Origin of the sequence: Yoonia sp. I 8.24, from assembly GCF_022096995.1 — a bacterium.
Lineage (GTDB): Bacteria > Pseudomonadota > Alphaproteobacteria > Rhodobacterales > Rhodobacteraceae > Yoonia.
This window is the reverse complement of record NZ_JACXGQ010000007.1, coordinates 1-23,374: the sequence shown is the minus strand read 5'-3', so window position 1 is coordinate 23,374 and position 23,374 is coordinate 1. Positions and strand designations below refer to the sequence as shown.

21 protein-coding genes are annotated in these 23,374 nt (G+C 56.1%); 15 read left to right on the top strand and 6 right to left on the bottom strand.

From position 1 onward, the window contains the following. The first annotated feature begins 79 nt into the window (after window positions 1–79). From ftsW to Yoon_RS13885, 13 genes are all read left to right on the top strand, one after another. Entirely contained in the window at window positions 80–1,249 is a 1,170-nt protein-coding gene (ftsW, locus tag Yoon_RS13945; RefSeq protein ID WP_238112982.1) for a putative lipid II flippase FtsW, read from the top strand. Then, the gene (locus Yoon_RS13940; protein WP_238112980.1) at window positions 1,246–2,340 is read left to right on the top strand and encodes a glycosyltransferase; all 1,095 of its coding nucleotides are present in this window, start codon (window positions 1,246–1,248) and stop codon (window positions 2,338–2,340) included. The genes ftsW and Yoon_RS13940 overlap by 4 nt, the downstream gene beginning before the upstream one ends. Window positions 2,341–2,375: 35 nt before the next feature. Continuing rightward, entirely contained in the window at window positions 2,376–3,779 is a 1,404-nt protein-coding gene (gene murC, locus Yoon_RS13935; protein WP_238112977.1) for a UDP-N-acetylmuramate--L-alanine ligase, read from the top strand. Beyond that, window positions 3,776–4,033 carry a DUF2484 family protein gene (locus tag Yoon_RS13930; protein ID WP_238112975.1) on the top strand — a complete coding sequence of 86 codons (258 nt, stop codon included), beginning with the start codon at window positions 3,776–3,778 and terminating at the stop codon, window positions 4,031–4,033. The genes murC and Yoon_RS13930 overlap by 4 nt, the downstream gene beginning before the upstream one ends. After that, window positions 4,033–4,971 (top strand): UDP-N-acetylmuramate dehydrogenase, encoded by a 939-nt coding sequence (gene murB / locus Yoon_RS13925; protein WP_238112972.1) that lies wholly within the window; start codon window positions 4,033–4,035, stop codon window positions 4,969–4,971. The genes Yoon_RS13930 and murB overlap by 1 nt, the downstream gene beginning before the upstream one ends. A gap of 76 nt (window positions 4,972–5,047) precedes the next feature. Further along, entirely contained in the window at window positions 5,048–5,245 is a 198-nt protein-coding gene (locus Yoon_RS13920) for a hypothetical protein (RefSeq protein WP_238112971.1), read from the top strand. After that, complete coding sequence (locus Yoon_RS13915; RefSeq protein WP_238112970.1) at window positions 5,233–6,129, top strand: cell division protein FtsQ/DivIB; 897 nt, start codon at window positions 5,233–5,235, stop codon at window positions 6,127–6,129. Before Yoon_RS13920 ends, Yoon_RS13915 begins: the two co-directional genes overlap by 13 nt. Next, entirely contained in the window at window positions 6,129–7,463 is a 1,335-nt protein-coding gene (ftsA, locus tag Yoon_RS13910; protein WP_238112969.1) for a cell division protein FtsA, read from the top strand. Before Yoon_RS13915 ends, ftsA begins: the two co-directional genes overlap by 1 nt. 175 nt (window positions 7,464–7,638) lie before the next feature. Then, window positions 7,639–9,243, top strand: a complete 1,605-nt coding sequence (ftsZ, locus tag Yoon_RS13905; RefSeq protein ID WP_238112968.1) for a cell division protein FtsZ — start codon at window positions 7,639–7,641, stop codon at window positions 9,241–9,243. A 198-nt stretch (window positions 9,244–9,441) separates the two neighbouring features. Continuing rightward, complete coding sequence (gene lpxC / locus Yoon_RS13900; RefSeq protein ID WP_238112967.1) at window positions 9,442–10,359, top strand: UDP-3-O-acyl-N-acetylglucosamine deacetylase; 918 nt, start codon at window positions 9,442–9,444, stop codon at window positions 10,357–10,359. Window positions 10,360–10,537: 178 nt separating this feature from the next. Next, the gene (locus Yoon_RS13895) at window positions 10,538–11,332 is read left to right on the top strand and encodes an outer membrane protein assembly factor BamD (RefSeq protein WP_238113234.1); all 795 of its coding nucleotides are present in this window, start codon (window positions 10,538–10,540) and stop codon (window positions 11,330–11,332) included. 24 nt (window positions 11,333–11,356) lie between these two features. Further along, window positions 11,357–13,012 carry a DNA repair protein RecN gene (recN, locus tag Yoon_RS13890; protein WP_238112966.1) on the top strand — a complete coding sequence of 552 codons (1,656 nt, stop codon included), beginning with the start codon at window positions 11,357–11,359 and terminating at the stop codon, window positions 13,010–13,012. A gap of 685 nt (window positions 13,013–13,697) precedes the next feature. Further along, window positions 13,698–15,386 (top strand): chloride channel protein, encoded by a 1,689-nt coding sequence (locus tag Yoon_RS13885; RefSeq protein ID WP_238112965.1) that lies wholly within the window; start codon window positions 13,698–13,700, stop codon window positions 15,384–15,386. On the opposite strand, the gene Yoon_RS13880 is transcribed toward Yoon_RS13885, so the two are convergent. From Yoon_RS13880 to cobS, 6 genes are all read right to left on the bottom strand, one after another. Further along, window positions 15,383–15,724: a DUF427 domain-containing protein gene (locus tag Yoon_RS13880; protein WP_238112964.1), complete on the bottom strand. Its 342-nt coding sequence runs from the start codon at window positions 15,722–15,724 to the stop codon at window positions 15,383–15,385. The two genes, Yoon_RS13885 and Yoon_RS13880, sit on opposite strands and share 4 nt — an antisense overlap. A gap of 75 nt (window positions 15,725–15,799) precedes the next feature. Next, window positions 15,800–17,584 carry an aminopeptidase P family protein gene (locus tag Yoon_RS13875; protein WP_238112963.1) on the bottom strand — a complete coding sequence of 595 codons (1,785 nt, stop codon included), beginning with the start codon at window positions 17,582–17,584 and terminating at the stop codon, window positions 15,800–15,802. A 38-nt stretch (window positions 17,585–17,622) separates the two neighbouring features. Next, window positions 17,623–19,503, bottom strand: coding sequence for a cobaltochelatase subunit CobT (cobT, locus tag Yoon_RS13870; protein ID WP_238112961.1), 1,881 nt, complete (start codon window positions 19,501–19,503; stop codon window positions 17,623–17,625). A gap of 81 nt (window positions 19,504–19,584) precedes the next feature. Beyond that, entirely contained in the window at window positions 19,585–19,947 is a 363-nt protein-coding gene (locus Yoon_RS13865; RefSeq protein ID WP_238112960.1) for a hypothetical protein, read from the bottom strand. A gap of 91 nt (window positions 19,948–20,038) precedes the next feature. After that, window positions 20,039–20,953 (bottom strand): hypothetical protein, encoded by a 915-nt coding sequence (locus tag Yoon_RS13860; RefSeq protein WP_238112959.1) that lies wholly within the window; start codon window positions 20,951–20,953, stop codon window positions 20,039–20,041. Between the two features lie 2 nt (window positions 20,954–20,955). After that, on the bottom strand, window positions 20,956–21,942 hold the full coding sequence (gene cobS, locus Yoon_RS13855) for a cobaltochelatase subunit CobS (RefSeq protein ID WP_238112958.1): 987 nt from the start codon (window positions 21,940–21,942) through the stop codon (window positions 20,956–20,958). A 147-nt stretch (window positions 21,943–22,089) separates the two neighbouring features. Between cobS and msrB the strand changes: the two genes are divergently transcribed. Beyond that, window positions 22,090–22,551, top strand: coding sequence for a peptide-methionine (R)-S-oxide reductase MsrB (gene msrB / locus Yoon_RS13850; RefSeq protein ID WP_238112957.1), 462 nt, complete (start codon window positions 22,090–22,092; stop codon window positions 22,549–22,551). 309 nt (window positions 22,552–22,860) lie between these two features. Beyond that, window positions 22,861–23,374, top strand: a 514-nt coding sequence (locus Yoon_RS13845) for a hypothetical protein (protein ID WP_238112956.1), incomplete at its 3' end; no start/stop codon positions are given.

The window sequence follows — 23,374 nt, the reverse complement described above, 5'->3', positions numbered from 1 at the left end:
AGTAGAATCATACGCAAATGCTGGTTATGCTGCGCTTAGACCCGGAAAACGGGCGGTTGAGGCAGTAAGGCGGTGATCCATGACAGAAATGGTCTATGGGGCGGTCCCGGTACAATCCGGCGATCCGGTGATCCCACGGTGGTGGCGAACAATTGATAAATGGACCTTGTCGTGCATCTTGATCCTTTTTGGGGTCGGGTTGCTGCTGGGGCTCGCGTCTTCGCCACCGTTGGCCGCGAAAAACGGGCTTGATCCGTTTCACTATGTGACCCGTCAGGCCATTTTTGGCGGGGCCGCGATGATGGTGATGTTCACTGTCTCGATGATGTCGCCAACGCTGGTACGGCGCTTGGCGGTGATCGGTTTTATATGTGCCTTTGCCGCACTGGCAATGCTGCCCGTTTTGGGGACTGATTTTGGGAAAGGCGCGACGCGGTGGTATTCGCTTGGTTTTGCCTCGGTCCAGCCTTCTGAATTTTTGAAACCCGGCTTTATTGTCATGTCCGCATGGTTGCTGGCCGCGTCACAACAGTTGGGTGGCCCTCCGGGCAAGCTTTATTCTTTTGTGCTGACCGTTGTGATCGTACTGATTCTCGCGATGCAACCCGATTTTGGGCAAGCCTGTCTGATCCTGTTTTCTTGGGGTGTCATGTATTTCGTAGCTGGCGCGCCGATGCTGTTGCTGATGGTGCTTGCTGGTCTGGTTATCCTAGGCGGAATGTTTGCCTACAGCGCTTCGGAACATTTTGCCCGCCGTATTGACGGCTTTCTATCTGCCGATCTGGATCCCACAACACAACTTGGGTATGCCACCAACGCTATCCGTGAAGGCGGGTTTTTTGGTGTCGGCGTGGGCGAAGGCCAGGTGAAATGGTCGCTGCCAGACGCGCATACAGATTTTATTATCGCCGTTGCCGCCGAAGAATATGGCCTGATTTGCGTGCTGGTAATCATCGCGCTTTACAGTGTCATTGTTGTCCGTTCCCTGCTGCGTCTGATGAAGGAACGCGATCCGTTTATTCGCCTCGCGGGCACGGGATTGGCTTGCGTGTTTGGCGTACAGGCAATGATCAACATGGGGGTGGCTGTGCGTCTGTTGCCAGCGAAGGGCATGACACTACCGTTCGTGTCTTACGGCGGATCCTCGCTGATTGCAGGGGGCATTACGGTGGGAATGTTGCTTGCATTTACCCGCGTGCGCCCGCAAGGCGAGATGGAAGATATTTTGCGGCGTAGGGCAGACAGATGACGACATCACCACTGATGATTATTGCGGCAGGCGGTACCGGCGGGCACATGTTCCCGGCGCAGGCATTGGCAGAGGCTATGTTGGAAAAGGGCTGGCGTGTCCGCCTATCAACGGATGCGCGCGGCGCGCGTTATACCAGTGGCTTCCCCGACGCAGTCGAAGTCAACGTCGTCGGCAGCGCCACATTCGCGCGCGGTGGTATCCTTGCTAAACTTGCTGTGCCGTTTCGGATTTTAGGCGGCATTGCCGCAGCTAAATGGCGCATGCTGCGCGACCGCCCTGCGGTTGTCGTTGGTTTTGGTGGCTATCCGACGATCCCAGCCATGGCGGCTGCTTGGGTCTTGCGCGTCCCGCGGATGATCCATGAACAAAACGGTGTTTTAGGCCGGGTAAATCAACTGTTCGCCAAACGTGTGAATAAAGTGGCCTGTGGGACTTGGCCAACTGCGCTGCCCAAAGGCGTGACCGGCGAGCATACAGGTAATCCCGTGCGCGCGGCCGTTTTGGAGCGTGCAGCTGCGCCTTATATTCCGCCGGGCGATTACCCGATGTCGATTGTTGTCCTGGGTGGCAGCCAAGGCGCGCGGATCATGTCAGATTTTGTGCCGCCTGCGATTTCTGCACTGCCCGAACATATCCGCCGCAACGTGCGTGTTAGCCATCAGGCCCGCGCTGAAGATTTGGACCGGGTCACAAAATACTACGCTGACGAAGTGATCAGCGCTGATGTAGAGACGTTTTTTTCAGATGTACCCGACCGCATGGCGCAGGCACAGTTGGTGATTTCGCGATCAGGCGCTTCGACCGTCGCTGATGTTAGCATCATCGGACGCCCAGCCATTTGGGTGCCCTATGCGGGTGCTATCCGCGATGAGCAAACTGCAAACGCGCGTCAATTGGTTGAAAGCGGTGCTGCCGTGATCATGACCGAAGCCGAATTTGAGGTCGCGCCGCTGACCGCGATGATTGAAAAACTGCTGACAGACGAAGCAGGCGCGCTGCAGATGTCGCGCGCGGCCATCGCCTGCAGCGTTCCTGATGCGACCGACCGTTTGGTTGCTCTTGTCGAAGAACTGGCCGGCCCCACCTAGAATAAATGGCCCAAAAATAAGATGGAAGATATGCGATGAACGCTGCTGCAACTAAACTGCCGTTGGATATTGGACCGATTCACTTTGTAGGCATTGGCGGCATTGGCATGTCGGGCATCGCCGAAGTGCTTATGGACCATGGCTATGCGGTGCAAGGCTCTGACCTAAAGGCGTCAAAGATCACCGACCGGTTGAAATCTTTGGGGGCCACGATTTTTGAAGGGCAGCGCGCAGACAATCTTGATGGTGCGGCGGTGGTGGTGATTTCATCTGCGATTAAACCCGGTAATCCAGAATTGGACATGGCCCGCGCCCAAGGTCTGCCAGTCGTGCGCCGTGCAGAAATGCTCGCTGAACTGATGCGGCTCAAATCAAATATCGCCGTCGCTGGCACGCATGGCAAAACCACGACGACCACGATGGTTGCAGCGCTATTGGACGAAGGCGGGATCGACCCAACCGTGATCAACGGCGGGATTATCCATGCTTACGGGTCCAACGCGCGTATGGGGCAGGGTGAATGGATGGTGGTCGAGGCCGATGAAAGCGACGGCACTTTTAACCGCTTGCCTGCAACGATTGCGATCGTCACCAATATCGACCCCGAGCATATGGAACATTGGGGCACCGAAGAGGCGCTGCACAAAGGCTTTGACGATTTTCTGTCAAACATCCCATTTTATGGGTTGGCTGTCTGCTGTACCGATGATCCGGACGTGCAGGCCTTGGTCGGTCGGATCACCGACCGCCGCGTGACGACATTTGGGTTTAACGCCCAAGCAGACGTGCGCGCGATTAACCTGACCTATGTGGCAGGCGTGGCGCATTTTGATATAGCACTCCAAGACGAAGGCACGACCATCGATGGTTGCGAATTGCCCATGCCTGGCGACCACAATGTGTCAAACGCGCTTTCCGCCGTGGCTGTGGCCCGGCATCTTGGGATGAAACGCGATGAAATTCGTGCGGCGCTTAAGGGATTCAAAGGCGTGAACCGCCGCTTTACCAAAGTTGGCGAAGTGGATGGCGTGACCATCATTGATGACTACGGCCATCACCCGGTGGAAATTGCAGCCGTGCTTAAGGCTGCGCGCCAAGCAACCGAAGGCCGCGTGATCACGGTACATCAGCCGCACCGCTTTAGCCGGTTGTCGCATCATTTTGATGATTTTTGCGCGTGTTTTAACGATGCCGATGTCGTTGGGATTTCCGATATCTTCTCGGCGGGCGAAGACCCAATTCCGGGTGCGAGCCGCGATGATCTTGTTGCAGGTTTAATCCGTCATGGTCACCGTGATGCGCGCAGTGTGACATCCGAAGATGATCTTGAAAAACTGGTACGTGAAACCGCAAAACCGGGCGATATGGTTGTTTGTCTTGGGGCAGGGACGATCAGCGCTTGGGCCAACCGCTTGCCTTCACGGCTTGCCGCAAAATGATGTCGTTGCTTGCAGCCGCGCTTTGGGTTGTTTTGGCATTTGTGATGCAGTCGATCCCGTCGGACGACAATCATTGGCGGCGGGCTTATGTGCTGATGGCCATCGGGTTGCCAATTTTGATTTGGGTCGTGGTTGCGAATGGCGCATGGATCGGGCTTGCCGTGTTTACCTTGGGTGCCTCAGTTTTTCGCTGGCCGCTCTATTATCTTTACCGCTGGGTGCGTGACAATCTGCTTACACGAAAGGACATCTGATGCATGATCTTCCACAGGTACGTGGCACATTGACCGAAAATCGCGCATTGGCTGACCTGACATGGATGCGTGTAGGCGGACCGGCGGATGTGTTGTTCCAACCCGCAGATTTAGAGGATATTTGCGCGTTTCTTTCCGCGCTACCTGCCGATGTACCTGTCTTTCCTATGGGGGTTGGCAGCAATCTGATCGTGCGCGACGGCGGCATTCGCGGCGTGGTGATCCGGTTGGGGCGCGGGTTCAATAGCATTGATGCAAGCGGGGATCATGTGGTCACGGGGGCTGCGGCCTTGGACGCGCATGTGGCCCGCAAAGCGGCCGATGCTGGGCGTGATTTGACATTTTTGCGCACCATCCCCGGCACAATCGGCGGGGCCGTGCGGATGAACGCGGGCTGCTACGGTGCTTATGTGGCCGATGTTTTGGTCGCCGTCACAATCGTCACCCGCGCAGGTGACGTCAAAGAACTGGCTGCCAACGATCTCCAATTGGCCTACCGTCAAAGCGATTTACCCGAGGGGGCAATTATTGTCGGCGCACGGTTTGCAGCGCCGAAAGATGACCCCGAAACATTGGCGCAGCGCATGGCGGAACAGCTTGCCAAGCGCGACGAAACGCAGCCCACAAAAGACCGTACCGCCGGATCAACATTTCGGAACCCTGCCGGGTTTTCATCCACAGGGCGCGCCGATGATGTCCATGATCTTAAGGCGTGGAAGGTCATTGACGACGCCGGAATGCGCGGCGCCACGCTTGGCGGGGCTGTGATGAATGTGAAACACTCCAACTTTTTAACAAATGCGGGTGGGGCCACAGCCGCCGATCTTGAGGATTTGGGCGAGTTGGTGCGGAAAAAGGTTTACGATTCGCAAGCGATTAGACTAGAGTGGGAAATTATGCGGGTTGGCGAACGTACAGGCAGCGATCCCGCAGATTAATGGGCCAAATAATGGCTTGATCCACAATGGGTCGCAAAATGACGGGTCACAAAGACCCGCAAAAAGGTGGTTGGGTATGTCGAGCAGGGCAAACCCGGAAGATGTCGGAATTTTCGATCGATCGATGGCAGCGCAGGCAGACGCTTCGTCGATCATCATGGATTCGCAGGCAGGTTTTCGGGACGAACAATGCAAAGTTATTTTGACAGATGACGGCCCGTCGGCCGCGTCTTCGGGCGTTTGGGTGTCAGAGGTTGCGTCATGCGAGGTCTGATCCGACGCCCCGCCCATGCCGCACCGCATGATCCGGCCCCTTCTAAGCTAGGCTACCGTTACCAGCGCTTGCTGCTGACGCCGGGGTTTCGTGCGACTATGCGCATCGGGGTGCCAATCGCGCTGATCGTGACAATCCTTGGTACGCATTTTTCTAACGCGGCAAACCGGGCCGCGGTTGCGGTACAGATTGAAACTGCCATTCAGCAGTTTCAGGACCGCCCACAGTTTATGGTCAAAGCGATGACCATTACCGGTGCAGATCAAGCGACAATGACGGATGTTATCGGGTTGCTGCCCAGCGACTATCCGGTGTCTTCGTTTGATGTGGATCTCGAACAAACCCGCCTTGCGATTGAAAGCTTGGCCCCCGTGAAATCCGCCAGCGTCCGCGTCGGCGCTGCTGGCACGCTTGAGGTGCGGTTGACGCCGCGTGTGCCTTCGGCGCTTTGGCGCGATGGGGCGACCTTGCGGTTGATCGATGCAGAGGGCGTGGATTCTGGCTTTGTGACTTCGCGGTCAGATCGGCTTGATCTGCCGTTGATCGCAGGCGACGGGGCAGAACAACATATCCAAGAAGCGCTTGCGCTTTACGCTGCTGCCGGGCCGCTAGGCCCGCGTGTGCGTGGCCTCGTGCGCATGGGCGAACGCCGTTGGGACATCGTGTTGGACCGCGAACAACGCATCCTTTTACCCGGCGAGGGGGCTGTTGCTGCGCTTGACCGGGTTGTCGCGCTGAACGCGGCCCAAGACATGTTGGACCGTGATGTAACGGTGGTGGATATGCGCAATGCAGACCGCCCCACCTTGCGGATGAATGAAGAGGCCGTCGCGGCCATGCGCCGCGTGAATGAAACAGTATCGACAAACGGGGCAGGCAACTAATGGGCGATCTATACGACAACCAACGCGCGATGCGTCAAATGCGCAAAGCCGCAATGCAGCGCGGTGTCGTGGCCATTTTGGATGTGGGTACATCGAAAATTGCCTGTTTGGTGCTGCGTTTTGACGGACCAGAACAGTTTCGCAATGTCGACGGCGTGGGATCTATGGCCGGGCAATCGCAGTTTCGGGTGATCGGTGCTGCGACCACACGGTCGCGCGGTGTTCGATTTGGCGAAATCGACGCGATGCAAGAAACGGAACGCGCTATTCGCACGGTGGTTCAGGCGGCCCAAAAAATGGCCAAAGTCCGTGTTGATCACGTGATTGCGTCGCTGTCAGGTGGGCGTCCGCGGTCTTACGGTTTGGATGGTGCGCTTGATGTGTCGGCCGGTGCTGTGACAGAACAAGATATCAGTCAGGTGATGGCCAACTGCGATGTGCCCGACTACGGCGCTGATCGCGAAGTACTGCATGCGCAACCTGTCAATTTCTCGCTTGATAACCGGTCTGGCCTTGCTGATCCGCGCGGGCAAATTGGGCACCAGTTGACCACTGATATGCATATGCTGACGGTTGATACGGCGACATTGCAAAACCTGTTTTATTGCATCAAGCGATGCGATCTTGAACTGGCTGGGCTGGCGTCTTCGGCATATGTTTCGGGGATGTCATCACTGGTAGAGGATGAGCAAGAATTGGGCGCGGCCTGTATTGATTTGGGCGGCGGGTCGACCAGCATCTCTGTCTTTATGAAAAAACACATGATCTATGCGGATTCAGTGCGCATGGGCGGCGACCATATTACCTCTGATATTTCGATGGGGCTGCAAATCCCCGCTGCGACGGCTGAGCGGATTAAAACATTCTATGGCGGTGTCGTTGCGACGGGAATGGATGACCGCGAAATGATCGAGACGGATGGTGAAACCGGCGATTGGGAACATGATCGCCGCACCGTTAGCCGGGCCGAATTGATTGGTATCATGCGTCCGCGCGTGGAAGAAATTCTTGAAGAAGTCCGCGCGCGCCTTGATGCTGCCGGGTTCGAGCATCTGTCGAGCCAGCAGATCGTGTTGACGGGCGGCGGTAGCCAAATCCCTGGACTTGATGGGTTGGCTAGCAAAATTCTAGGTCAGCAGGTCCGGCTCGGGCGTCCATTGCGGGTGCAAGGCCTGCCACAAGCCGCGATTGGTCCCGCGTTTTCAAGCGCAGTTGGGCTGTCGCTGTTTGCGTCAAACCCGCAAGACGAATGGTGGGATTTCGAAATTCCGGCGGATCGCTACCCGGCGCGTTCGCTCAAACGGGCTGTCAAATGGTTTAAAGACAACTGGTAATGCGCAACATTTTGCCGATTGCGCGAAATCAAGCGGGTATCGATCAATTTTTGTCCAGATTTGGTGGCAATTTTGTGTTTTTCCCGTGACCTTTCGGCATCACCCGGTTAGGATGTAAGCAATAAGCAGTCAGGCGCCCGGTGGGACGGGCTCATAAAAACAGGCGGATCGAGCAATGACATTGAATCTCTCCCTCCCGGGGCATGAAGAACTGAAACCACGTATCACCGTGTTTGGTGTAGGTGGGGCAGGCGGCAACGCAGTAAACAACATGATCGAACAGGCGCTTGAAGGCGTCGAATTTGTTGTTGCGAACACTGATGCGCAAGCGCTGCAGCAATCGCGTTCTGAACAAAAAATCCAGATGGGTCTGAAAGTGACCGAAGGTCTGGGTGCGGGTGCGCGCGCAACGGTTGGGGCCGCTGCTGCTGAAGAAAGCATTGAACAAATCGTTGATCACCTTGCTGGGGCGCATATGTGTTTCATCACCGCAGGTATGGGCGGCGGCACCGGGACAGGTGCAGCCCCGATCATCGCACAGGCAGCCCGTGAATTGGGCGTTCTGACTGTTGGCGTCGTGACCAAGCCGTTCCAATTTGAAGGCGGCAAGCGCATGAAACAAGCCGATGCAGGCATTGAAGCCCTGCAAAAGGTTGTGGATACGCTGATCATCATTCCAAACCAGAACCTGTTCCGTCTGGCCAATGAAAACACCACATTCACCGAAGCTTTCTCTCTTGCAGATGACGTTCTGTATCAAGGTGTGAAAGGTGTGACTGACCTGATGGTGCGTCCCGGCCTGATCAACCTCGACTTTGCGGATGTCCGCGCCGTCATGGATGAAATGGGCAAGGCGATGATGGGCACCGGCGAAGCCGAAGGCGAAAACCGCGCGATCCAAGCGGCAGAAAAAGCCATCGCGAACCCGTTGCTTGATGAAATCAGCCTCGAAGGCGCGAAGGGCGTTCTGATCAACATCACCGGTTCACACGATTTGACACTGTTCGAATTGGACGAAGCGGCCAACAAAATCCGCGAAAAAGTCGACCCAGAGGCAAACATCATTGTTGGCTCGACGCTTGACACCGGGATGGAAGGCAAGATGCGCGTTTCTGTCGTTGCGACCGGCATTGACGCTGTCATGAGCAATGCTGATACCCCGCTGCCTCGCCGCAGCATGGCCGCACCTTTGGCACAGCCCGAAGTTGCCCCTGCACCTGTGCAAGAACCTGCACCGGCTGCTGCTGCACCGGCGCCCGCACCAGTACAAGAACCAGCGGCGCAGGTTGCTGCGCCAGCGCCGCAACCACAGCCACAAGAACGCACGCTATTCCAAGATTTGGATATGCCAACCGCTGCTGCACCACAGCCCGCGCCTGCGCCACAGACTGCCGCAGCTGACGATCTGCCCCCGCCCGCATATACGCCACGCGCTGAACCAGCGGTAACCGAGGCCGATAGCTTTGTTGCGCCTCGCACGCCGGGAACACCATCCCCCGAAGCTCTGGCGCGTTTGCAAGCCGCCGTGAGCCGCGCACCCGCGCAGCGTGCTGCCCCCGCGCAGCCGCAGGCTGCTGCGCCCGCTCCTGAAGAAGCAGAAAAGCCGCGATTTGGTATCAATTCTTTGATCAACCGGATGACCGGTGCGCAAGCTGAAGCCGCTGCCGCGCAGCCAACACGGGCACAGCCGCAGGTCACGCCGTTGCACCAAGAACCCGAAGCAAACGAAGACCAAGATCGCATCGAAATCCCTGCGTTCTTGCGCCGTCAGGCAAACTAAACCTTACGGTAACGCTGCGTTAATACTTTGAAAAGGTCGCCCCAGGGCGGCCTTTTTCCTTTTAAGGCAATGCCCTACTTGGGCCGCCATAATATTGCCATGTGATGTTTCATACCGTTGTAAAGAGTGAGTTGAGCCGCGCAGCCCTTGCGCGTAGTTCTGTAAAGAAACTGGAATCATCTAAGGCACCCGAAAACCGTGCAAACGACACTGAAAAACAAAGCGGCCTTTGAAGGCACAGGTCTACACTCTGGTGCGCCTGTTTCAGTCGTCTTGCATCCAGCGCCCGCAAATGCGGGCATCGTGTTCCGTCGGGTTGACCTACAGGGTACCCCGCGGCTTGCGGCAAGATGGGATGGGGTGATTGTTTCACCGCTTAATACCCGTTTGGTGAATGCCGATGGGGTGACCGTATCTACAATTGAACACCTGATGGCGGCGCTTTCCGGCTGTGGTGTTCACAATGTGCTTATCGACATCGACGGTCCCGAAGTGCCGATCTTGGATGGCAGCGCCGCGACCTTTGTGCGCGGTATTGTGCAGACGGGCCTGACACGTCTGAACGCACCGCTGCGCGCGATTGAAATTCTCAAAGATGTGTCTGTGACGGATGGTGCGGCTTTTGCACAGCTTTCGCCTGCAACGTCGTTACAAATCGATTTTGCGATCGATTTTGCTGATGCGGCGATTGGTAAACAGCACAAGACCTTGAATATGGCGAATGGCACATTCGTGCGCGAGCTGTGTGATAGTCGGACGTTCTGCCGCTCTGCGGATGTGGATGCCATGCGGGCCAATGGGTTGGCGCTTGGCGGTTCGATGGAAAATGCCGTTGTCGTTGATGGTGCGGATGTGTTGACACCCGGTGGGCTGCGCCACGCGGATGAAGCGGTGCGCCATAAAATGCTGGATGCATTGGGTGATCTTTACACGGCCGGCGCGCCGATCTTGGGACGTTATACAGGTACGCGTGCGGGCCACGCGATGACGAACCGGCTTTTACATGCGCTATTTGCAGATTCGACCGCATGGCGTTGGGTCAATTGTGATGCAAAAATCGCGGCGCGTTTGCCCGGTGTCGGGGTGAGCATGGCCGATCTTCACGCTGTTGCGTAAAGCAGCGACGCACAGTTGATCACCGGGTGCTCAAAAGGCATTTTGCACCAGATTTTTCTATGCTAGACCGATCCCTAACAATTGGTGCGTGTCTTGCGCGCACCGTCAGTAATGAGGTCGCTCGATGTCAGTCAGCTTGAACACATTCCGCATGCGGACAACGCAGGTTGGCGCCGCAATGGCATTTGCGCTTTTGTCCGCCTGTGGCGCAGGTAATCCTTCTGCTCCGCTGGATGAAATGACCGCAGATCAGATTTTTGCACGTGGCGAACAGCAGTTGGCGCAGGGGGATCAAGATGATGCCGCCTTTACATTTGGCGAAATTGAACGGCTGTATCCTTATTCTGAATACGCCCAACGCGCGCTGATCATGCAGGCATTCGCCTATCACCGGGACGAGGACTACCAGAACAGCCGCGCGTCCGCGCAACGTTTCTTGGATTTCTACCCAGCCGAACAGGATGCGCCTTATGCAGCCTATCTCTTGGCGCTGTCTTACTACGATCAGATCGATGATATCGGTCGCGATCAGGGGCTGACGTTCCAAGCGTTACAGGCTTTGCGTACGGTGATTGAACGCTATCCAGACAGCGAATATGCGCGCTCTGCGGTGTTAAAGTTTGATCTCGCCTTTGATCATTTGGCCGCAAAAGAGATGGAAATCGGACGTTACTATCTGAAGCGTGGCCACTATGCGGCGGCCGCGAACCGCTTCCGCATTGTGGTCGAAGATTTCCAAACCACCATTCACACACCCGAAGCACTCCACCGCTTGGTCGAATCGTACCTGTCACTTGGGCTCACTGCTGAAGCGCAAAGCGCAGGCGCGATTTTGGGGCATAACTACCGGTCAACCGAATGGTACGAATCAAGCTATGCGTTGCTGACGGGGCAAGGGCTGTCGACTGAAGTGTCCGGTGACAATTGGCTGGCGTCGATTTACCGACAGGTCGTGCGCGGCGAATGGCTGTAATCGGCGCAAGATTCGGGGGCTGATATGCTACGGGGTCTTGATATCCGGGATATGCTTATCATTGACCGGCTGGAATTGGCGTTTCAACCGGGGCTGAATGTGCTGACCGGGGAAACCGGGGCCGGAAAATCTATTCTGCTTGATTCATTGGGCTTTGTGCTGGGTTGGCGCGGGCGTGCTGAACTGGTGCGCCAAGGTGCCGATCAAGGCGAAGTTACCGCTTGGTTTGATTTGCCTGAGGGGCATCCGGGATTAGCCGTGCTAGCGGATGCCGGGATCGCTGCCGAAGATGAGCTGATCTTGCGTCGCGTAAATACCCGTGATGGCCGCAAAACGGCGTGGATCAATGACCGCCGTGTCAGCGGTGAAGTCTTGCGTAACCTTTCGGAAACATTGGTTGAATTGCATGGTCAACATGATGACCGGGGGCTTTTGAATCCGCGTGGACATCAACAGATGCTTGATAGCTATGCGGGGCTTGCGCCAGATTTAGACAAGACCCGTGCGGCTTGGCTGCAATTGGCCAAGGCACAAAAGGCACTGGCCGCCGCCGAGGCGCGCATCGCCGAAGTGCAAGCCGAAGAAGACTACCTGCGCCACGCCGTAGGCGAGCTTGATGCGCTCTCGCCCGAAGCGGGCGAAGAGGCGACGCTTGATACGCAACGCCGGATGATGCAAGCGGCCGAAAAGATCCGCACCGATATTGCCAAAGCCGGAGAGGCGCTAAGCTTGAATGGTGCCGAAGGGATGATTAGCGATGCATCACGTTGGCTGATTGGTGTCGCGGATAAGGCCGAAGGGCAGCTTGATGAACCGCTTGCCGCGATTGAACGGGTCCAGCTTGCGCTGGATGAGGCACAAAATGGGATATTGCAGTGTCTCGAAGCGCTGTCGTTCGATACCTCTGATCTTGAAAATGTCGAAGAGCGGCTGTTCGCTATTCGTGGTTTGGCCCGCAAACACGGGGTGCTGGCGGATGATCTGCGCGGGTTTGCCGACGGGTTGCGCGCCCGCTTGGCGCTGCTTGATGATGGTGCGCGTGATCTGCACGTGCTCAATGGTGATCTACAAACCGCGCAAGCAATATATGAAGAAGCCGCAGCTAGGCTGACCAAAAAGCGCCGCGCAGCTGCTCTGCAACTGGATCAGGCGATGGCGACAGAGCTGGCCCCACTGAAGATGGAACGCGCTGTTTTTGCGACGAATATTGCACCAGCAGATCCGGGACCATCGGGCAGGGACACGGTGGCCTTTACTGTGGCAACCAACCCCGGCGCGCCTGCTGGGCCGCTCAACAAAATTGCCTCCGGCGGAGAGCTCAGCCGGTTTTTATTAGCGTTGAAAGTCTGTTTGACCCAGGCCGAGACTGGCCTGACGATGATATTTGACGAAATTGACCGTGGCGTTGGTGGGGCGACCGCAGATGCGGTTGGCCGTCGTCTGGCCGAATTGGCGGATGGTAGGCAAGTTCTGGTCGTGACGCATTCGCCCCAAGTTGCTGCCTTAGGTGGACACCACTGGCGGGTCGAAAAACGTCAAGATGACGCCACGACGACCTCTACCGTGATTGCTTTGGGCGCAGAGGCACGCGTTGATGAAATTGCACGGATGATCTCTGGTGACGTGGTGACCGATGCAGCTCGCGCTGCGGCGCAGGCGCTGATCGCGAGCCAAAAATAAGTTAGGGGCGGGATGCGCAGTAATATGTGCATCCCACCCCTAGAAATTGTTACCCGACCCACTCATTATGACGTACCTTTTCCACTCACGTCGAAGGTACGTATCTCACACTGTCGTCTTGAGAGAGACCTTAACCGTGCCTCCTCCTCAACACGAAAACCGCTGAATAACCGTCAAACGATTTATAAACTGGCTAATACACGAGGCCTAATTTCCTCTAGGTAACAATCTACCAGAGCGGGTGGCTATCAATCAACCTGTACCAAAGTATATCACTATAACTGACCTATTTTTAGGTATTTCCCCTGCAACCCTGTGGCGTGGCTGAGTATTCTATGGAAATTAAGGGTTTTTCTTCACTCTTCACGTAATCGTTTTCAGGATTGTTAAGTATTGATACTAATGCAAAAAGAAAAAGTATCGGTGTTTTTATGTCGGCGTGCAAAATGGAGGATTACATCCTTAAGTTGTTTCGTGTTGTCGGGATGATCTGCATTGCGGGCTGAAATGATGGGTTCCCTCTATACAGCTGCTACGGGTGGAGCTTGGTGCGAGCTAGGAGTTTTGATTCGTTCTCGGACGAACACACCGTTTTACGATGGGTACTTGGACTGGCTCGGTGGATCGCTTACACCGAGATTAACGGCATTTGCGGGCTATTTAACGATTTGGGATGACCAACGGCATGGGCGAGCCGATTAAGAAACTGCTAGATCAAGCGATTGGCGACACAAAGGCCGCGTGCGTTGAAGCCGCGCATGTGATCAAGACCCGTGGCCCCACGCAGATTCAGTTTTGGTTTATTGCATTGGCGATCGGGATATGTGCCGGGCTGGCTGCATTGCTGTTTCGGTTGGGAATCGATTACATTCAGGCGACGCTTTACGGTACCGATGACGTGACGCTCCTACATAGCCATGTCGCGGGGCTTGATTGGTATCTAATCATTGTGATTCCTATTGTTGGCGGGCTGATTGTTGGGATCATTCTGGATCGGTTTACCGATGACGGCCGGGTGCGTTCGGTTGGGGATGTGATCGAATCCGCGGCCCTGTCAGAGGGGCGCGTCGAGGCCCGCAGGGGGCTTGCATCGGCTTTTGCTTCGCTCATCACCCTATCTTCTGGTGGCTCTACCGGCCGCGAAGGTCCGGTGGTTCATCTTGCCGCGGTCATTTCAACGCTTGTGTGTCGTTGGATTAATGCAAATGGAATCACAGGTCGCGATCTTTTGGGTTGCGCGGTCGCAGCTGCCGTCTCGGCGAGTTTTAATGCGCCGATTGCTGGGGCGCTTTTCGCGCTAGAGGTTGTATTGCGCCATTTTGCAGTGCACGCTTTTGCGCCGATCGTGATTGCATCAGTTGCGGGGACCGTGATCAACCGATTGGCCTTTGGCGATGTGACTGAATTTGTCTTGCCTACCCAACAAGCCTTGGCGTTCTACGTTGAACTGCCAGCGTTCTTGATCCTGGGGTTGCTTTGTGGGCTCGTGGCCGTCATCTTGATGAAGGCCATTTTTTGGGCCGATAATTTTGGCACCTACGTTCAAAACGAAATAGGAATCCCACGTTTTTTACGTCCAGCGATTGCGGGTGGGCTGGTGGGGATGCTCGCAATTTGGTGGCCGCATGTGATTGGCGTCGGCTACGAGACGACATCTGCCGCGCTTACGGGCCAATTACTGCTCCACGAGGCGATCATCTTTGGCATTCTTAAGGTCATTGCTGTGGCCATCACTATGGGCGGGCGTATGGGCGGGGGCGTGTTTTCACCGTCGTTGATGTTGGGGGCGCTGACTGGCTTGGCCTTTGGGGCCATCGCAACGGCGATTTTCCCAACGGTTTCAGGCGAAGGCACGCTTTATGCTTTGGCCGGGATGGGCGCGGTTGCGGCTGCAGTTTTGGGCGCGCCGATTTCAACGACGTTGATTGTGTTTGAACTGACAGGCGATTGGCAGACCGGGCTTGCGGTGATGGTGGCTGTGTCCCTTTCAACCGCGCTGTCGTCACGGCTGGTGGATCGGTCGTTCTTTTTGACGCAGCTTGAGCGGCGCAATGTGCATTTGGCCGCAGGTCCACAGGCCTATCTTTTGGCGACCTTCAAGGTCTCAACGATTATGCGCCCAGCCGATACTCCGCGTGCCGCGCCCGAAGATGCTTGTTGGGATCTTATCCGTGATGGTGTTTATATCGACGGCAACGCCACGTTAGAACAAGCTATGCCGTTGTTTGACCAAGCAGGGCATACGTTTATTCCGGTGGTCACATTGGGTGGCGAAGACAGCCCGCCTGCATTATGGGGCGCGCTGTTTCAGGTCGATGCGCTGAAGGCGATGAACCGGGCGCTGTCAGAAACCGCAGCCGAGGAACATTCCTAGACCTCTTCGACGGTTACCTTATTGCTGTAGAATGCGAGGTGATCTTTGATTGCTGCAACGCCTGCCGCGGGGGCCGCATAAGACCAGACCGCATCCGCTATTGGTCCGCTTTTTGCAATAATTGAAAAATAAGACGCCGTGCCCTTATGTGGGCATGAAGACGTCGTTTCAGATGGCTCTAGAAACGCCATGGCAATATCGCTGCGCGGGAAATAGATCACAGCAGGGTAGTCGCCTTCGGTCAATTCAAGTGCGTTCTGGCTTTCGCCCAATACAGCGCCGCCAGCGCGAACAACCCATGTACCGGTTACGGGGCGAATATTTATATGGTCAGCCATAAGCGAATTCCTTTGGTGAGGGCGGTAATCGATTACCGCCGTAGCGTGGTATGGGTAGGCCGTGACAGTTTTATGTCAAAGCGGCGCGCAGGCCGCTTCCAGCCATGCGCAAGTTGTCGCATCAAGATGCGACGCAAGAAGCGCGACTGTATCCGTATGATACTGATCAATCCAGTCCCGTTCTGCATTCGCCAGCAGGGATGTATCAATCAACCGTCGGTCAAGCGGCACATAGGTCAGCGTGTCAAAGCCAAGCATGTCACGTGCATCCGCGCCCGGCAGGGCGAGGGCAGGGATGACGGTGATCAGGTTCTCGATCCGGATACCAAACGCGCCCTCGCGGTAATAGCCGGGCTCATTCGACAGAATCATCCCGGCTTCCAGCGCAACTTCTGATCGGCGCGAAATACCCTGCGGGCCTTCGTGGACACTGAGGTAGCTGCCGACACCATGGCCGGTCCCATGATCATAGTCTTGACCTGCCAGCCAAAGCGGCGCGCGCGCCAGCGCATCCAAATGCTGCCCACCGACCCCTTTGGGGAACCGGATGCGGCTGATCGCAATCATCCCTTGTAGGACCCTTGTGTAGCATTGGCGGTGATCCTCGGTCGGGGTGCCAATCGCAATCGTCCGCGTGATATCTGTTGTGCCGTCAACATATTGACCGCCGCTATCCACCAGCAGCAATTCCCCCGGATTAACAGCGCGGTTCGTATTTTCATTGACCCGGTAATGCACAATGGCTGCGTTCGGCCCCGCGCCGCTGATGGTCTCAAAGCTAATGTCACGCAGTGCGTTGGTCTGCGCGCGGAACCCTTCAAGTGCTGTGACCACATCGATTTCGGTCAGCGCGCCCTTCGGGGCTTCAGTATCAAGCCAGGCAAGAAAACGCACCATGGCGATGCCGTCGCGGTGATGCGCGGTCTTCGCGCCTGCGATCTCGGCAGCATTCTTGATGGCCTTGGGTAGCAGGCAGGGGTCGGGGCAATGTTTGGCCTCCGCGCCGGTCCGGATCAGCGTTTGTGCGACAATATCGGGGCAGGTTTTTGGGTCGATCTGTACCGGGCCGGATAGCCGCGCAATGTGGCCAAGAAACGCGCTGACGTCATGCAGTTGCACATCGGGCCCGAGATGGTCGCGGATACCGTCTGCCTTGCCCGTACCTGCGAACAGATCAACCATGCCAGTCGCATGCAAAATAGCAAATGCCTGCGGTACCGGGTTGCGCGCGATATCTGTCCCGCGGATATTGAGCAGCCATGCGATGCTATCAGGCAGGGTAATCACCGCTGTATCTGCGGTCAGGGTATCTGCAATCCGTATGCGTTTTTCCGTATGAGGTTCGCCTGCAAATTCAATTGGTTGGACCAAGAACGGGGAGGACGGAGCAGGGGGTTGGTCGTGCCAGATGGCGTCGACCAAGTTATCTGTCGCGCGCAGATCGTATGCGCGGAGTTTCTTCGTCAGCGATGCGATTTCTTGCGCGCTATGCAACCACGGATCAAAGCCGATCACCGCGCCCTTTGGTAGGTGATCCATGACCCAATCGGCAAGCTGCGTTTCCGGCCAATGCACGGGGGTAAACGCATCTGCGACCTCGGCGCGGACCTGCACCCGGTAGCGCCCATCGATAAACACGCCCGCGATGTCCGGCAACACCGCGCAAAACCCGGCAGAGCCCGAAAACCCCGTCAACCACGCAAGCCGGGCGTCGCGGGGGGCCACATACTCACCCTGATGGGCGTCAGCACGCGGCACGATGAAAGCATCGACACCTGCGGTTTGCATTTGCGCGCGCAAAGCTTTTAGCCGGGGCGGACCTTGTTCAGGTGTGGTTTGCGCCGCGAAGGTTTGAAACATGGTATGCCCCTGTTAATAAGTGCGGCCGAAACTTTTGCCTAGCCGGCCTTGCGCATGCCCAGAACACGCGCCCGCTTGCGCGGGTCGCTATCGAACAAGCCCGCAAGCTGTTCGGTCATCGCACCTGCGAGCTGTTCCACATCCGTGATCGTCACCGCACGTTCATAGTAGCGGGTCACATCATGGCCGATGCCAATGGCGACCAGTTCGACGGCTTTGCGTTTTTCCACCATGGCGATAACGTCGCGCAGGTGTTTTTCAAGATAATTTGCCGGGTTCACAGACAGCGTGGAATCGTCGACAGGTGCCCCATCAGAAATCACCATCAAGATTTTACGTGCCTCTGGGCGGTTCACTGCGCGGCGGTGCGCCCATTCGAGCGCCTCACCATCGATGTTTTCCTTCAGCAACCCTTCTTTCATCATCAGCCCTAGGTTGGGGCGCGTCCGCCGCCAAGGGGCGTCCGCCGATTTATAGATGATATGGCGCAGATCGTTCAGCCGTCCCGGCTTTGCCGCGCGCCCATCACCTAGCCACTTTTCACGCGATTGCCCGCCTTTCCACGCCTTCGTGGTAAAGCCCAAAATTTCGACCTTCACGTCGCAACGTTCCAGCGTGCGCGCCATCACGTCAGCACAGATCGCCGCGATAGAGATCGGGCGGCCCCGCATGGACCCGGAATTATCAAGCAACAACGTCACCACGGTATCGCGGAATTCGGTATCTTTTTCGACCTTAAACGACAGGGGCGTTGTCGGGGATGCCACCACACGAGCAAGCCGCCCGGCGTCCAAGATGCCCTCTTCGCGGTCAAATTCCCATGATCGGTTCTGTTGCGCCTGCAGCCGGCGCTGCAATTTGTTAGCCAATCGGCTAACTGCACCCTTGAGCGGTTCTAGCTGCTGATCCAAATAGGCACGCAATCGGTCTAATTCAGCAGGTTCTGCGAGATCTTCGGCGCCGATTTCTTCATCGAATTCAGCGCTATAGACAGTGTACTCTGGGTCTGCATCAGACACAGGTTGCGGGGCAGGCGGATCAAGCGGGGCTTCGCCTTCTGGCATTTCGGCTTCTTCGCCCATGTCCTGATCGGCCTGATCATCCATGCTGACTTGGGCTTGGCTTGCGTCTTGTTGTTCGTCTTGTGACTGCTCGGGCGAAGCGTCGGCTTCTTCGCCGTCGCTTTCATCGTCGTCCCCTGTGCTTTCGGGTTCTTGATCCTCGTCACCGCCGTCTTCGGCCTCGTCGTTTTGATCATCGTCAAGACTGTCAGGATCGTCGCCCAACTGATCGGCATAGCCCATGTCGCTGATCATTTGGCGCGCCAGTTTTGCGAATGCCTGCTGATCGTCCAGCGCGTCGCCCAATCCATCAAGCGTGCCGTCACAATGATCTTCGATAAAGCCGCGCCAAAGGTCCAGCACATTGTCTGCGCCTTTGGGCAGGTCACGCCCCGTGGCCAGCTGTCGGATCATATAGCCTGCTGCAACGGCCAAAGGAGCGTCAGAGGCGTTCGATATTTGATCATAGCCTTTGCGCGTGGCTTCGTTTTCGATTTTCGCGTCAATATTGCCAGCGGTGCCGGGCATATGTTGGGCGCCTACGGCCTCGATCCGGGCTGTTTCCATTGCTTCGTACAAATCACGCGCCATCTGCCCTTGGGGCATATAGCGGGCGGCAAGGTTTGCATCATGAAATTTGTGGCGTAGCGCAAAGGCGTCAGCCGTCCCGCGCGCAAGCAGCACTTCGTCGCGGGTCATACGCCGCGTGACCTGTGGCAAGCGGATGCTATCAGCGGTTTGTCCTGCAGGATCAACAGAATAGGTGACCGACAGCTCTGTGTCATCGGCCATCGTCTTGGTCGCTTCGGCCAGCGCTTTTTTAAACGGATCTGCGGGGTTGTCGGTCGGGTTCTTCATGCGCTGCATCCTTTGTTAAGGTGCAAACTAAAGACGCGACGCCCCAATGACCAGAGCCAAGACAGGCAAATTTACCGCCCGCTATTCGTCGAACTCTGGCTCTTCAAAGGTGATTTGCGCGGCTGGATCGATATCAAAAAGATCTTCGACAAATTCGTGCATCGTGGTCAGCTCTGCGACGCCGGGCAAGGTGGCACCAGCCTCATCCACAAAGGCCAAGCGTGGCAAATAGGTTTTGCCACCGATTTCGATGGCGCCTTCGTCAAACAAATAGGCCAGCTCTGTGACGATCCCTTCGACATTGGCGCGCGAGACTTCTTCGGTCATGCTTTCCGCAAAAAGCGGCAGCAATGTCTGCGCGATCAATGTGGTTGCCGCATCTGTGAGGTCTGCGTGGCTGACCACGTAATCTGAAGGCAACTCTGTGCCAATTTTCATTTTCATGGTCTGCTCCCGGTTGTGTCGTGAACGGTATAATGCCGACAAACCGGACCGGAATGTGGCTATCGCGCGGCGGTTTCGCGTCTGCATCCCGCTATTGATTGCGGCGGCGGCGTTTGCGATTCCAATGGCTCAGCCGATCGTACAGATAACTGCGGGTTGGTTCAAACCTTGTGACCTGTTGGGCCAGCAGGTTTGCGAAATCTTGTTGCGCGCGCACGTGGCCGACAATCTGTTGTGGCAACCGCGCGATTGGAACAAGAGAAAACCCGTCGCGCGCGGCCGCATCGGCATCGCGCAGCGCCAATGCGATGTGCCCAAATGCGGCGTCTTGGAAAGTGGGGGTGCAGTAGGTACCAGTCGCGCCTACATGCGTGCAGCGCGCCGCAACCGGATGTATGCTGCGCAAGGCGGGATGTTTCAATAGATGCGCGAATAAGGCATGATCCCAGCCATCAACGGCGATGTCATGGTATCCTTTGCGTCTGATCGCAGTGGGTGCGCTCCAATGGGGGCGCAGTTGATCCCAGTTGCGCCGCGTCAAGCCAAGGCCAATTGAACTAAACCCTTTGCTCTCAAACAAGAGTTCCGGATAGGCTGGCGCGGACAGATTGCCCGTGCTCCCGCAGCTTGCGGCGAGGAGGTTAAGACACACCCAATGCGGCTGCGCGTTTGCGATATACCAATCGGCCAGTTGCAACGCGTCTGGCGCAAGCAAAAAATCTTCTTCAAGGCAAAGGTTGAAATCTGATCGGTCACCAAAAGCAGCGTCAATCGCAGCTTTGGGGTTCTCGCGCACGCCTAGCTGTTTTGGGTTGCGCAGAATTGTAATTTGGTCGCTGGGTAGCAGATCCATTGCAATCTGCGCCAGTGCTTCTTGATGATCGCCTGGTTCAATTGCAACGTAGACATGCCATCGGTCTAACCCGCAACGCGTCAGCGACGCCACCATATCCGCAAATAACGCCGGGCGTTCCATCGCGGTTATGGTGATTGTCTTTTTGGGCATCCTTAGCCGAGGCTAAGGCTCGCTGCGCTTTCGGGCAGCTCTTCGTCAAAACAGCGCTGGTAAAATTCAGCGACGGTTTGGCGCTCAAGCTCGTCACATTTGTTCAGGAATGACAGACGGAACGCATAGCCGACGTCCTGGAAAATGCGCGAATTTTCCGCCCAGGCCAGCACGGTGCGTGGCGACATCACTGTCGACAGGTCACCATTCATAAAGGCGGTGCGGGTCAAGTCCGCAACCGTCACCATCTGGCTCAGCGTTTTGCGGCCAGATTCTGTGTTGAAATGCGGTGATTTGGCCAGAACAATCGCGGCTTCCGCGTCATGCGACAGGTAGTTGAGAGTCGCGACCAACGACCAGCGGTCCATCTGGGCTTGGTTAATTTGCTGGGTGCCGTGGTACAGCCCTGTGGTGTCGCCCAAACCAACGGTGTTGGCGGTCGCAAACAGGCGGAAGTGTTTGTTGGGCGTGATGATTTCGTTTTGATCCATCAGCGTCAATTTGCCGTCAGCCTCAAGCACGCGCTGAATGACAAACATCACGTCAGCGCGGCCTGCGTCATATTCATCAAAGACAATGGCAACTGGGTTGCGCAGCGCCCATGGCAGGATGCCTTCATGGAATTCAGTCACTTGGACGCCGTCGCGCAGCTTAATCGCGTCTTTCCCGATCAGATCAATCCGGGAAATGTGGCTATCGAGGTTCACCCGTACCGCAGGCCAGTTCAGGCGCGCCGCAACTTGTTCAATATGCGATGACTTACCTGTGCCGTGGTACCCTTGGATCATCACCCGGCGGTTATAGCCAAAACCTGCCAAAATCGCGAGCGTCGTATCGGGGTCGAACTTATAGGTGCTGTCGATTTCAGGCACGCGATCTGTGCGATCTGCAAAGCCTTTGATCTTCATATCGCTGTCGATGCCAAAGACCTCACGGACCGAAATATCTTCGGTCGGTTTTGCGTTCATATCCAATGTACCGTCAGCCATGTGCGTGCCTTTGCATCTATCGTCGAATGTTGTGTTCCGGGATGCAACATATCGCGCGCCGCTGCAAGTACCAGAGGTAACGGCAAGGTGCATCGCTTGAAATACAATGTTGCGCTATAAATGGGGCAGCCAAAGAGGAAAGTTACCATGTACCGCAGAGAATTTGTTACCTTGTCAATCGCAACGCTTTTGTTCGGGCGCGCCGGGTTTGCGCAAGAAGTGTTTGAGGTAACCCGCACTGATGCTGAATGGCGGGAGATGCTAACTGATCTGCAGTATCAAGTGATGCGTCATGAAGCGACTGAACGCCCGGGTTCGTCACCGCTTGATAAAAACTATGCGTCCGGGACCTATTTTTGTCGCGGCTGCGATTTGCCGCTGTATGCATCCGAGGCAAAATATGACAGTGGGACCGGATGGCCCAGCTTTTTCGAAAGCCTGCCAAACGCAATCGGCACGATGGAGGACCGCAAGTTATTCTCTGTGCGCACCGAATGTCATTGTCGCCGTTGTGGAAGCCATCTGGGGCATATTTTTAACGACGGTCCGCAGCCTACAGGCAAGCGTCATTGTTTGAACGGGGTAAGCTTGGTTTTCCGCGCAGCTTGACGGTTTAGGTGGGATGATCGGGAATCGCTCTGGCGGTCGCTTGTGTCCCGTTTGGACACAATTTTAATAATTGCGATGAACTGTCGCATATGTTTCGGCGTGGGTGCTCGGATATTCGTGATATCCCTTTGAGTTCGCTTAAGTATTTTTAGCGTTTATAGGTCTCTCACCACTTTTAATAAATGTTGCGAGAATAAGGCAAATATGGCATAAAGAAGGCGTATAAGGTAGGGGTCTGTGATGTTTGACACGGATTGTTAACCATCTACCTCGTATAGTGACCTGAGTAGAGACGAGTATTGAGGGCGTATGATGGCAAGAGTATTTGGAGATTTTTTTAATCTTTCGCGCGGCGGAAAGGCGTTCGCAACGGCCTATGCCGCCATCGGGGCGACATCTGCGGGAATGACCCTGTTCGTTATGTCAGGTAGTAATACGTCGGAGGTGCTGACGCGCTCTCCCTTTGGTACAGAGATCGGGATCGTGTTAACCGGCGCGGTAAGCGGGTTGATTGCATTATTTATGACCCGCCGCTGGATGGGCATGCCAGGAAAGCTGGGCGCTGCACGCGCGTTGGTTGGTGGTTGCGCGATGGCGCTTGTCGCGGCGGTGATCGCCGGCACATTGATTGCGCCGCTTTCAGGAACAGTTTTTGCGCCAATCATGTTGGTCGCGGCCTTCGGGCTGAAGCCATGGCTTGCAGGCGCGTGGTTTATGGTTGTGCTGATGGCACATGGGCTTTTGGCGCGGCGTGCCAAAGGGCTACGCCAAGTTACGCGTAAGACCGATAGTACTGCAATTGGGCAGTTGAGCGCCTTGTCTC

Excerpts from the sequence above, each read along its gene's own strand:
- Yoon_RS13895 (WP_238113234.1), top strand. The coding sequence starts at position 10,538 with ATGGCATTTGCGCTTTTGTCCGCCTGTGGCGCAGGTAATCCTTCTGCT.
- Yoon_RS13860 (WP_238112959.1), bottom strand. The coding sequence starts at position 20,953 with ATGCCCAAAAAGACAATCACCATAACCGCGATGGAACGCCCGGCGTTA.
- ftsZ (WP_238112968.1), top strand. The coding sequence starts at position 7,639 with ATGACATTGAATCTCTCCCTCCCGGGGCATGAAGAACTGAAACCACGT.
- murB (WP_238112972.1), top strand. The coding sequence starts at position 4,033 with ATGCATGATCTTCCACAGGTACGTGGCACATTGACCGAAAATCGCGCA.
- Yoon_RS13940 (WP_238112980.1), top strand. The coding sequence starts at position 1,246 with ATGACGACATCACCACTGATGATTATTGCGGCAGGCGGTACCGGCGGG.
- msrB (WP_238112957.1), top strand. The coding sequence starts at position 22,090 with ATGTACCGCAGAGAATTTGTTACCTTGTCAATCGCAACGCTTTTGTTC.
- Yoon_RS13865 (WP_238112960.1), bottom strand. The coding sequence starts at position 19,947 with ATGAAAATGAAAATTGGCACAGAGTTGCCTTCAGATTACGTGGTCAGC.
- recN (WP_238112966.1), top strand. The coding sequence starts at position 11,357 with ATGCTACGGGGTCTTGATATCCGGGATATGCTTATCATTGACCGGCTG.
- Yoon_RS13930 (WP_238112975.1), top strand. The coding sequence starts at position 3,776 with ATGATGTCGTTGCTTGCAGCCGCGCTTTGGGTTGTTTTGGCATTTGTG.
- ftsA (WP_238112969.1), top strand. The coding sequence starts at position 6,129 with ATGGGCGATCTATACGACAACCAACGCGCGATGCGTCAAATGCGCAAA.
- cobT (WP_238112961.1), bottom strand. The coding sequence starts at position 19,503 with ATGAAGAACCCGACCGACAACCCCGCAGATCCGTTTAAAAAAGCGCTG.
- Yoon_RS13920 (WP_238112971.1), top strand. The coding sequence starts at position 5,048 with ATGTCGAGCAGGGCAAACCCGGAAGATGTCGGAATTTTCGATCGATCG.
- Yoon_RS13915 (WP_238112970.1), top strand. The coding sequence starts at position 5,233 with ATGCGAGGTCTGATCCGACGCCCCGCCCATGCCGCACCGCATGATCCG.
- Yoon_RS13880 (WP_238112964.1), bottom strand. The coding sequence starts at position 15,724 with ATGGCTGACCATATAAATATTCGCCCCGTAACCGGTACATGGGTTGTT.
- murC (WP_238112977.1), top strand. The coding sequence starts at position 2,376 with ATGAACGCTGCTGCAACTAAACTGCCGTTGGATATTGGACCGATTCAC.
- ftsW (WP_238112982.1), top strand. The coding sequence starts at position 80 with ATGACAGAAATGGTCTATGGGGCGGTCCCGGTACAATCCGGCGATCCG.
- Yoon_RS13875 (WP_238112963.1), bottom strand. The coding sequence starts at position 17,584 with ATGTTTCAAACCTTCGCGGCGCAAACCACACCTGAACAAGGTCCGCCC.
- cobS (WP_238112958.1), bottom strand. The coding sequence starts at position 21,942 with ATGGCTGACGGTACATTGGATATGAACGCAAAACCGACCGAAGATATT.
- Yoon_RS13885 (WP_238112965.1), top strand. The coding sequence starts at position 13,698 with ATGGGCGAGCCGATTAAGAAACTGCTAGATCAAGCGATTGGCGACACA.